Consider the following 9007-nt stretch of genomic DNA (forward strand, 5'->3'; position numbering starts at 1 on the left):
AAAAAGTATTCTTTACTCATTTTTTGGGTCAACATTCGCTGCTTGCCGGCAAGGTTGATCGTTGTTGCGAGCCCGGGTGAGGCCTCAGTTCCGTTCTTTTCGCGTCTTTTTCGTATAGCCCAACAGCTTTGTTCATTTGCTTAAGCAAGGGAAGATTCTTTTCTGCAATTAGAGATAATTGATCCTGCGTCACCGCACCTGAACCGATCACATCTTTAATAACCGGATAGAACTCAGCCCAAATACCATCCACCTTGTCGAGCTGTCGTACGATACGTTTCGACTCCGTTGAAGGTAGACCAAGCTCTGCATCGCCGTCACGCAAGCCTTTCAGCGTGCGGTCACACAAATCAGACGTAGCACTTAGGTTTTTGATGTTCTGTTCCGCATCAACGCCTAAAGCAACTAGTGTCACCTCTTTAGACATTTTCTGGGTGAGCATGCGCTGCTTACCAGACAAGTTCAGTACTACACCATACTCAGCCGCGCTAATAGCTAGCGCTGACGGAGAAATACCTGCCAAGACAACAAAACACGATACAGCCAACAAAAAAGAACGAGTAAGAGAAACAAACATAAACATCCTAAACATGCGACACTAAGTAAGTGGATAAAATTTAGACGACATTTATGAAGTTTTTCAGTTGTTTTAAGGCTTATTCATCGATAAAACCGATTAATGAAAACATAAAACAAATTAATTTACTGAGCAATTATATAAACGCACTATAAGTGGGCGCTATTTGAGTAAATCAATAGAAACAATACGCTGTCCAGCATCTAGCACGCCCAAGAAGTCTCATCACAAAAAAATTCCCAAAACACTAAAAATATCCTTACTTTATTTCAGCAACAGAGGGATGCTCTTGTATAAAAGTCGTGAGCGGCCCCAAACCCTATACATAGCAATGTGCAATAATCGCCATCACAGTTCACGGCGTTATAGAGTGCCTCAGCGCTATACTTAGCATCAAGTTCAATTGCCGTATACAAAACATTCACAAGCACTCTAATACCGCATTACTTGGCCAAACTATTGCTTCAAAAAAAGAAGAGCAGATTATTAAAGAGAAGCTTTAAAACAACTAACTAAGTTCCGCGCCCTCCCTCTCTTGTGGTTCATCACTGCATGAGAGAGAGTTTTTGGGTACACAGAACAATGAATAAAAACGACAAGATCCTAGAGAACAAAACATGAATAAAGGTCGTTATTCGTTTCATCACAGCGTCGGGTCAACAACCTATCACTTCAACGATCTAAAAGAGCTCATGGCGAAAGCAACTCCTGCTCGCTCTGGTGATCGATTAGCTGGACTCGCAGCGAGTAATGCTGAAGAGAGGGTTGTTGCACAGATGGTGCTCGCGGAAGTACCACTTAAACGATTTCTAGAAGATACGCTCATTCCCTACGAAGATGACGAAATAACACGACTGATCATTGATGAGCACAATAAAGCAGCCTTTGAACCCATATCTCATCTTACGGTTGGAGATTTTAGAAACTGGCTACTTAGTGATCTCGCAAGCACCGAAATGCTAACGACAATTCGCTCAGGCATCACGCCAGAAATGGCCGCCGCGGTCAGTAAAATAATGCGTAATCAAGATTTGATACTGGTTTCTAAAAAGTGCCACGTCAGTACCGCATTTAGAAATACCATTGGACTCCCCGGCCACTTATCAACCCGACTTCAACCAAATCACCCTACTGACGATCTCACGGGGATCGCAGCGAGCATCCTTGATGGATTGCTCTATGCCAATGGCGATGCAGTCATCGGAATAAATCCCGCCACTGATAATGTCACTCAGACCTGTCGATTGCTCGATATGACGAACGAACTCATCGAAAGCTACGAAATACCAACGCAATCCTGTGTTCTTACCCACGTAACAAATACGATCGAAGCCATAGAAAAAAACGCTCCTGTCGATTTGGTGTTTCAATCTATTGGCGGCACGCAAGCTACAAATGACAGCTTTGGCTTTAATCTAAGCACGCTTGCCGAAGCACACGATGCGGCACTATCGCTAAATCGAGGAACGATAGGCAATAACGTCATGTATTTTGAGACAGGCCAAGGCAGTTCATTGTCTGCAAATGCACACCATATGGTTGACCAACAAACATGTGAAGCAAGAGCTTATGCAGTTGCGCGAAAATTCAATCCGCTTCTGGTCAATACGGTGGTCGGATTCATCGGTCCAGAATACCTATACAACGGTAAAGAAATCACACGTGCGGGTTTAGAAGACCATTTTTGCGGCAAGCTTCTCGGCGTACCAATGGGGTGTGATGTTTGCTACACCAATCACTCTGATGCAGACCAAAACGACATGGATAATTTACTGACACTGCTCGGTGTCGCTGGCTGCAATTTCATTATGGGAATTCCTGGATCAGATGACATCATGCTGAATTACCAGACCACTTCATTTCATGATGCCTTATACGCAAGACGTGCTTTGGGCCTTAGACCTGCGCCAGAATTTGAGGCGTGGCTTCATAAATTAGAGATTGCGAACGATCACAATAGCTTTAGTTTGAACAGCCATGTCCCTGCTCTGTTTAACGACTCTATTAAGCGCCTCGCAGGAAGTTAAGATGAGCAAAGACGAACAGAACAAACAAGTTCAAACGGCAAAAAACTCTGAAGCATCAGTTACTGACAATCCTTGGGAGAGACTACGTACATTTACAGATGCGAGAATTGGACTAGGGCGTGCGGGCATCAGCATACCAACGAAGCACTCATTAGCCTTTCAGCTTGCACATGCAAAAGCACAAGATGTCGTGCATACCCCATTGAGCTTTGAAAACATTTCAACAGATCTAAACGCACTTAAGGAAGTGAGTGATTTAGGCACTCTAGCGCTTCATAGCCAAGCCAAAAATCGCCAAGAATACCTGCAACGCCCCGATTTTGGCCGACTCTTAAATGAGCCATCATGCGAATTACTCAATCAAGACCAAGGCAACAAAAACATCGACTACGACTTAGCGATTGTCGTTGTTGATGGTCTGTCTGCGTTTGCCATCGAGCAAAATGCTGCGCCATTTCTAGCCGAGTTATTACCTCGATTAGGAGCGCGAGAAGCCCCCTCAGAGTCATGGAACATTGCGCCAATTTGTATCGTTGAACAAGGTCGCGTCGCGATTGGAGATCATATCGGCACACTTTTAAATGCAAAAAGCGTCTTGGTTTTGATTGGAGAACGCCCCGGTTTAAGTTCTCCTGACAGCATGGGGCTCTACCTAACTTGGTCTCCAAAACTCAATTTAACTGATGCTAGCAGAAACTGTATTTCAAACATTCGACAAGCCGGAATGGGCTATTCAGAGGCAGCTCAAAAAGCGACTTATTTATTAAATGAAGCACGAATCAAAAAGCTCTCTGGTGTTCAACTGAAAGACAGAAGCGAAGACGAAAGTTTTCTTGAGGCAGAAACGAAAAAGCCCGCTTAATAGCGGGCTTCCTACAATAAGAAAGTGCCTGAAACTAACGCTTTCTAGCTACTCGCAAACCGAGCAAGCCCAACCCAAGAAGAGCTAACGAACCAGGCTCTGGAACATCAACAGAGCTAAGAACAACGTTATCTAACATAATGCCAATATTGTCGCCGCCAGCGTGATTAAAAATAATCGAATCACTTGTGTCACTGCCAACAATAAATTGATAAGTGACTGTCTGCCATGGATCAGAGCTGTTCAAAGAGAAGTTCTGATCAAAGAATCCGCCCAAGGTAACAGCCATTGTATCGCCACCACTGTTTCGCTGATTTCCTGAGATGTCAAAACTCAACTCGTAAGTACCTGCGGCAAGAAAAATAGATGAACTAGAGAATACGCCTGCATTGCGAGTAGTACCATCTAAATCAACACACTTACCAGCGCCACCAACACATCCAATACCCCACGGGTTTGGCGTACCTACCAAATCAACAGTACCTTCGCTGACAGTCCAGTTAGTAAACCCATTGTAGTTAAGGTGAGAAGTCTGAGTTCCCTCAGAATCAAAATCATCCTGAAAAATAATAGCGGCTTGCGCACTTACTGCGAGCAACATAGCCACAACAAAAGCAGTCATCCGTGTATACATCTGCAAATCTCCAATCTTATAAATAAAGTCACCAATTCGGCTCGGTGAATGCAGCAAATATCCAACCATTTTTTATGAACCATCTGATATCAATAACTTAACCATAAAACCTGAATATAAAAAAAAGAGAAATGTAAATTATCCTGACGCTTTCAGTAAACATGAACTAAAAAATAGCTCCCATACTTGCGACAGCATTTAAAGGAATAGACTCAGCTCACGCTTTCGCTCTATCTCGATGCGCAACCGCGTTATTATGTTTTGTATCACACATAACAAAACAATCACCTTTATTCTTCTGCACATAAAACACTTATCAATTCCATTTCGCTCCTTATAATAGGCTCCAAAATAAATTCAAAGAGAGTAAAGACATGCCAAAAGCTAGCGAAATAAAAAAGAATGCAGCCATTGAGTACAACGGCGAAGCGTATTTTGTAAAAGACATCGAGCGTTCTGTTCCGCAAGGCAGAGCGGGAGGGAGCCTTTACCGTATGCGCATGTATAACGTGACAACTGGCCAGAAGATTGACGAAACTTTCAAAGATTCTGACATGCTTAATTTCGCCGACTTGAGCAGACGTCCCGTCACATTTTCATACAACGATGGCGACGAATATGTATTTATGGATAGCGAAGACTATTCGTCTTACTCACTGCAAAAAGCCAGCATTGAAGAAGAGTTGCTGTTTATCACCGATGCATCTCAAGGCCTACAGGTTCTGATCTTAAATGACCATCCAGTAGCCGTTGAAACCCCATTGATTGTTGAGCTGGAAATTGTCGAAACAGACCCATCTATCAAAGGCGCTTCAGCAAGTGCACGCACCAAACCAGCGACTCTATCAACAGGTTTGATTGTTCAGGTGCCTGAGCATATTTCTACTGGCGATCGGATCAAGATCAACGTAGAAGAACGCAAGTTCACTGGTCGCGCAGAAGCCAAGTAAAACGTTCAAGAAGCTCTTGGTTGAACGCGTGCTTCGACCAAGAGCGACTATAAGAAACACTGTCCACCCCTAAGATAATTTGCGCGCTCGCAAAACTGTGGTTCTTATTAGTCTTACATTAGAAACCACATAAGCTCCCACACTTCGAGAACTGCACCGAAGAGCGATAACTCGCGCTGAAGTGCCAATCAACCTTACAGTATGCCGACATGCGAAGGGATCATTCTACGATACTCGGAGCATTGTGCTGCACACCCACTTCATTTACTCTAGCTGAGCAAAAAATAAACAACATAAATCCAATTACGCGATTCAGGCGTTCGCAATATCGTAGTACAACAATAACAAACCACGGTACACATCCATGTCTTCCATTACAGAAACCACTTCGTCGGCCATGCCAAACGAAAACACTAAAACAGCGTCATGCGCAGAAATCCTCCCTTCCTCTACCGAGAATCCATACGACAATACACGCTACCGAAACTATGTATTGTTCATGTTGACCATGGCCTACGCCTTCAATTTTATTGATCGACAGATTCTTGTGATTCTTCAGGAATCAATCAAGCAAGAATTGCTGCTGAGTGATGCTCAGTTAGGCTTACTCACGGGTATCGCATTCGCCTTCTTTTACGTCATGATGGGCATTCCAGTCGCGCGACTTGCTGACAAATGGGTACGGCGAAACATCATGAGCATCGCCATATCCACATGGAGTTTTTTCACCGCAATTAGCGGCTTTGCTCAAAACTATACTCAGCTACTACTCGCACGCATCGGGGTTGGTGTGGGTGAATCAGGCTGCAGTCCGCCAGCTCATTCCATGATTTCGGATATGTACCCTGCCGAAAAACGCGGTACTGCCTTATCGATCTACTCTCTTGGCATCAATATCGGTGTTCTATTCGGCTTTCTACTAGGCGGCTGGATTAACGAATTCTTTGGCTGGCGTGTTGCTTTTATTGTGGTCGGCGTACCAGGCATCTTAATTGGCATTCTCATTCAAACCACGATTAAAGAACCGATTCGCGGCGCACGTGACGCGATTGAAAAGGTCGAGGATGCGGTGTCATTTAAGGAATCGATCAAAACGCTGTGGAGCAAAAAATCTTTCAGACATATCTCTCTCGGCGCTTCATGTCTTGCGCTTATCGCGTATGGCAGCGCGATTTGGTTTGCCCCTTATACGCTGCGTAACTTTGACATTCAAACTGGCGAACTCGGCACTTGGCTTGCGCTCATCAGTGGTATCTTAGGTGGTGCCGGAACCTTATACGGAGGTTATCTAGCGGATAAAAAAGGTGTACAGGACAAGCGCTGGTATATCTGGATACCTGCTGTTTCGGCAGCGATAGCACTCCCGTTTTTGTTCCTTGTTTACATGCTCGATGAACTTTATTTAGTGCTTTGCTTGTTTGCTATTCCAGCCACCATGGCAACTGTATATATGGGCCCAAGCTTGGCCATGGTACAAGGACTGGTCAATGTGCGAATGCGCGCACTCGCCTCAGCCATTTTATTTTTCGCGATCAATATTCTTGGCCTAGGCTTAGGCCCTGTGCTTGTCGGTATTATCAGTGATCAGCTAAGTGCAGATTTCGGTACGCGATCAGTGGGCTATGCAGTACTAGGTGTCTCCGTTGTATTCAGTATTATTGCTATCTGGCAGTTCCTTGCTGCTGGCAAATACATTAATGAAGAGATGGAAAGCGCCAAAGGTTAGAAACGAAAAAGGCCGCTTGAAAAGCGGCCTTTTTGAAAAGTGGTGCCCGGAGGCGGAATCGAACCACCGACACGGGGATTTTCAATCCCCTGCTCTACCGACTGAGCTATCCGGGCTTATTTTTTACAGTGTTTTCTCACTGTCTTGATCATATTCTCACCAAGCTTTTTCGTTGAGGTCTTGCCTTCAACGGGGGCGTATTAAACCCGTTTCGTTTTAGTGAGTCAAGCAGTTTTATCAACTAAATGTGAAGTAAATTAAAGTTGGTTATTTTGTAGGCGGAACATAGCCTTCAGCTTGCTCAAAAGCTTCATTCGAAAGGAATTTTTGCATCTGTTCGCGCAAAAATTCGCGCGCACTTGGGTCCATCATATTCAAGTGCTTTTCATTGATCAGCATGGTTTGATGACCTTGCCATTCTTGCCATGCTTTCTGTGAAATATTTTCGAACAGATCTCGCCCTATTGCCCCGGGCATTGGTGGAACAGGCAAACCAGGGAGCTCTTCTTGGTATTTGCGACAAAATACAGTGCGCGACATACAGATACCTTCGTCTAGAAATTTGAACGCGCAAAGTGTAACCCGAGTTTGTTCTAAACCAAAAAAACAAAAGCGCATTGTTCATATTTTCGTCATCACTTTGCAGCCTAACTGTAATATTCGCTGATCAATGTATGCCCCATGAGACAGAGAGGGGCTATGTAATGACATTAAAAAATGTTTTGTTGGTGACAGAAACCTATCGCCCAGAAATCAACGGTGTAGCAACAACGCTCGGTAAATGGGTTGACGGCATGCTTGCCTTAGGTATTCGGGTAACGGTGATTCGTCCCAAGCAACACTCAGCCGACAAAGCTATAGATTCTCGAACCTTCGATAGAGAGTCAGACAAGCTTGTATTTGGCTTACCTATCCCTGGTTATGCTGATCTGAAGTTTGGCTTAGTCTCTCAAAAGTGGATGAAGCACCAGCTTCAACGAATCAAACCCTGCGCAATCTATATTGCAACAGAAGGTCCCCTTGGTTACGCGGCATTAAAAGCAGCAAAGCAACTTAAAATAGGCGCAGTTACGGGCTTTCATACTAACTTCCAAAGTTACTCTAAGTTTTACAACTTTGGTTTTTTGGAGCCTCTCATCATGAAGTATATGAGATGGTTTCATAACACGAGTGCAAGCACGCTTGTTCCTACACAACAACAAAAACAAATGCTTGAACACAAAGGTTTTACGAACACTGAAGTGGTCTCGCGCGGTATCGATGGCGAACTATTTTCTCCGACAAAAAGAAATCAACAGCTTCGCGATCAATGGGGAGCTTCTGAAAACGAGCCCGTGTTTTTATACGTAGGTCGTATCGCTGCTGAAAAAAACTTAGAACTCCTTGCAGACACTTACGAGAGCATTAGCGAAAAATACCCCAAAGCTAAGTTCGTGTTGGTAGGTGATGGCCCTCTCAAACCAAGTCTTGCTGCACGCTACCCTGCTTTAATTTTTGCAGGAGTGAAGCGAGGCGAAGAACTTGCACAACATTATGCCTCCGGCGACATCTTCCTATTCCCCAGCCAAACAGACACGTTTGGCAATGTTGTCACTGAAGCAATGGCGAGCGGTTGTTGTATCTGTGCGTTTGATGATGCCGCGGCGAAAGAGCATTTAGATAACCGCCAATCAGCTTTTCTTGCTGACCTTGGCGATGATCGCCAGTTCATCAAAAATGCAATCGCAGCTTATGAGAAAACCGATCTTCGCAAAAATCTATCAATGAGTTCAGTTGTTCTAGCACAACGACTGAACTGGCAAAAAATAGTTCAGCAATTCTGTAAAACACTCGAAAAATCGCAATCGACTCAATACGGTAAAGCACATGCAAATAGATCGAACCTTCGTTTTAAGCCAGAAAGCTCAAGCCGCTGACATACAACTATGCAGAATGCTAAACGGGTTCTGCAGACAACCTTGGATTGGTATTTTCTTTACGATAGTGAGCCGCTTAGGCAATGGTGTTTTTTGGTATCTTGCTGGCTTATCTTTACTATACATTGATGGACTCAATGCGCTTCCCGTATTGGTCACTTACATCATCACAGGTTTGATAGGTGTTTTACTTTATAAAACACTTAAAAAAACATGGGTGCGCGAACGGCCATTCATTTCTTACACCCATATTTTTCAAGTTTGTGCCACGCTCGATCGCTATAGCTTCCCTTCTGGACATACACTCCATGCCAT

Annotated in this window: 9 protein-coding genes and 1 tRNA gene; 6 read left to right on the forward strand and 4 right to left on the reverse strand. The window is 44.2% G+C overall.

All coding sequences use genetic code 11. The features are described 5' to 3' along the window. Nucleotides 1-28: 28 nt before the first annotated feature. On the reverse strand, nt 29-577 hold the full coding sequence (locus tag A3762_RS05150) for a type IV pili methyl-accepting chemotaxis transducer N-terminal domain-containing protein (protein ID WP_068754412.1): 549 nt from the start codon (nt 575-577) through the stop codon (nt 29-31). 617 nt (nt 578-1194) lie between these two features. Between A3762_RS05150 and A3762_RS05155 the strand changes: the two genes are divergently transcribed. Further along, nucleotides 1195-2604 (forward strand): ethanolamine ammonia-lyase subunit EutB, encoded by a 1410-nt coding sequence (locus A3762_RS05155; RefSeq protein ID WP_068754415.1) that lies wholly within the window; start codon nt 1195-1197, stop codon nt 2602-2604. Between the two features lies 1 nt (nt 2605). Continuing rightward, nucleotides 2606-3466, forward strand: a complete 861-nt coding sequence (eutC, locus tag A3762_RS05160) for an ethanolamine ammonia-lyase subunit EutC (RefSeq protein ID WP_068754417.1) — start codon at nt 2606-2608, stop codon at nt 3464-3466. A gap of 34 nt (nt 3467-3500) precedes the next feature. Here eutC and A3762_RS05165 read toward each other — a convergent pair whose 3' ends face one another. Next, nucleotides 3501-4169, reverse strand: coding sequence for a PEP-CTERM sorting domain-containing protein (locus A3762_RS05165; protein ID WP_197469039.1), 669 nt, complete (start codon nt 4167-4169; stop codon nt 3501-3503). 305 nt (nt 4170-4474) lie between these two features. On the opposite strand from A3762_RS05165, the gene yeiP reads away from it, so the two are divergent. Together yeiP and A3762_RS05175 are read left to right on the forward strand one after the other, a co-directional pair. Then, nucleotides 4475-5050 carry an elongation factor P-like protein YeiP gene (gene yeiP, locus A3762_RS05170; RefSeq protein WP_068477116.1) on the forward strand — a complete coding sequence of 192 codons (576 nt, stop codon included), beginning with the start codon at nt 4475-4477 and terminating at the stop codon, nt 5048-5050. A 364-nt stretch (nt 5051-5414) separates the two neighbouring features. Further along, nucleotides 5415-6776, forward strand: coding sequence for an MFS transporter (locus A3762_RS05175; protein ID WP_197469040.1), 1362 nt, complete (start codon nt 5415-5417; stop codon nt 6774-6776). 40 nt (nt 6777-6816) lie between these two features. Here the strand turns inward: A3762_RS05175 and A3762_RS05180 are convergent. Next, nucleotides 6817-6892: transfer RNA gene (locus A3762_RS05180), tRNA-Phe, on the reverse strand. 151 nt (nt 6893-7043) lie between these two features. After that, nucleotides 7044-7316 carry an oxidative damage protection protein gene (locus A3762_RS05185; RefSeq protein ID WP_068754422.1) on the reverse strand — a complete coding sequence of 91 codons (273 nt, stop codon included), beginning with the start codon at nt 7314-7316 and terminating at the stop codon, nt 7044-7046. A 164-nt stretch (nt 7317-7480) separates the two neighbouring features. On the opposite strand from A3762_RS05185, the gene A3762_RS05190 reads away from it, so the two are divergent. Both A3762_RS05190 and A3762_RS26355 read left to right on the forward strand, forming a co-directional pair. Next, the gene (locus tag A3762_RS05190; protein WP_068754421.1) at nt 7481-8692 is read left to right on the forward strand and encodes a glycosyltransferase family 1 protein; all 1212 of its coding nucleotides are present in this window, start codon (nt 7481-7483) and stop codon (nt 8690-8692) included. Then, nucleotides 8643-9007 (forward strand): phosphatase PAP2 family protein (locus A3762_RS26355; protein ID WP_369820666.1); only part of this gene is annotated, 365 nt, incomplete at its 3' end. The genes A3762_RS05190 and A3762_RS26355, both read left to right, overlap by 50 nt.

The sequence above is a fragment of the Oleiphilus sp. HI0125 genome, from assembly GCF_001635355.1.

Coding starts and splice junctions, on each gene's coding strand:
- A3762_RS05150 (WP_068754412.1), bottom strand. CDS start 577: ATGTTTGTTTCTCTTACTCGTTCTTTTTTGTTGGCTGTATCGTGTTTT.
- A3762_RS05155 (WP_068754415.1), top strand. CDS start 1,195: ATGAATAAAGGTCGTTATTCGTTTCATCACAGCGTCGGGTCAACAACC.
- eutC (WP_068754417.1), top strand. CDS start 2,606: ATGAGCAAAGACGAACAGAACAAACAAGTTCAAACGGCAAAAAACTCT.
- A3762_RS05165 (WP_197469039.1), bottom strand. CDS start 4,169: ATGGTTGGATATTTGCTGCATTCACCGAGCCGAATTGGTGACTTTATT.
- yeiP (WP_068477116.1), top strand. CDS start 4,475: ATGCCAAAAGCTAGCGAAATAAAAAAGAATGCAGCCATTGAGTACAAC.
- A3762_RS05175 (WP_197469040.1), top strand. CDS start 5,415: ATGTCTTCCATTACAGAAACCACTTCGTCGGCCATGCCAAACGAAAAC.
- A3762_RS05185 (WP_068754422.1), bottom strand. CDS start 7,316: ATGTCGCGCACTGTATTTTGTCGCAAATACCAAGAAGAGCTCCCTGGT.
- A3762_RS05190 (WP_068754421.1), top strand. CDS start 7,481: ATGACATTAAAAAATGTTTTGTTGGTGACAGAAACCTATCGCCCAGAA.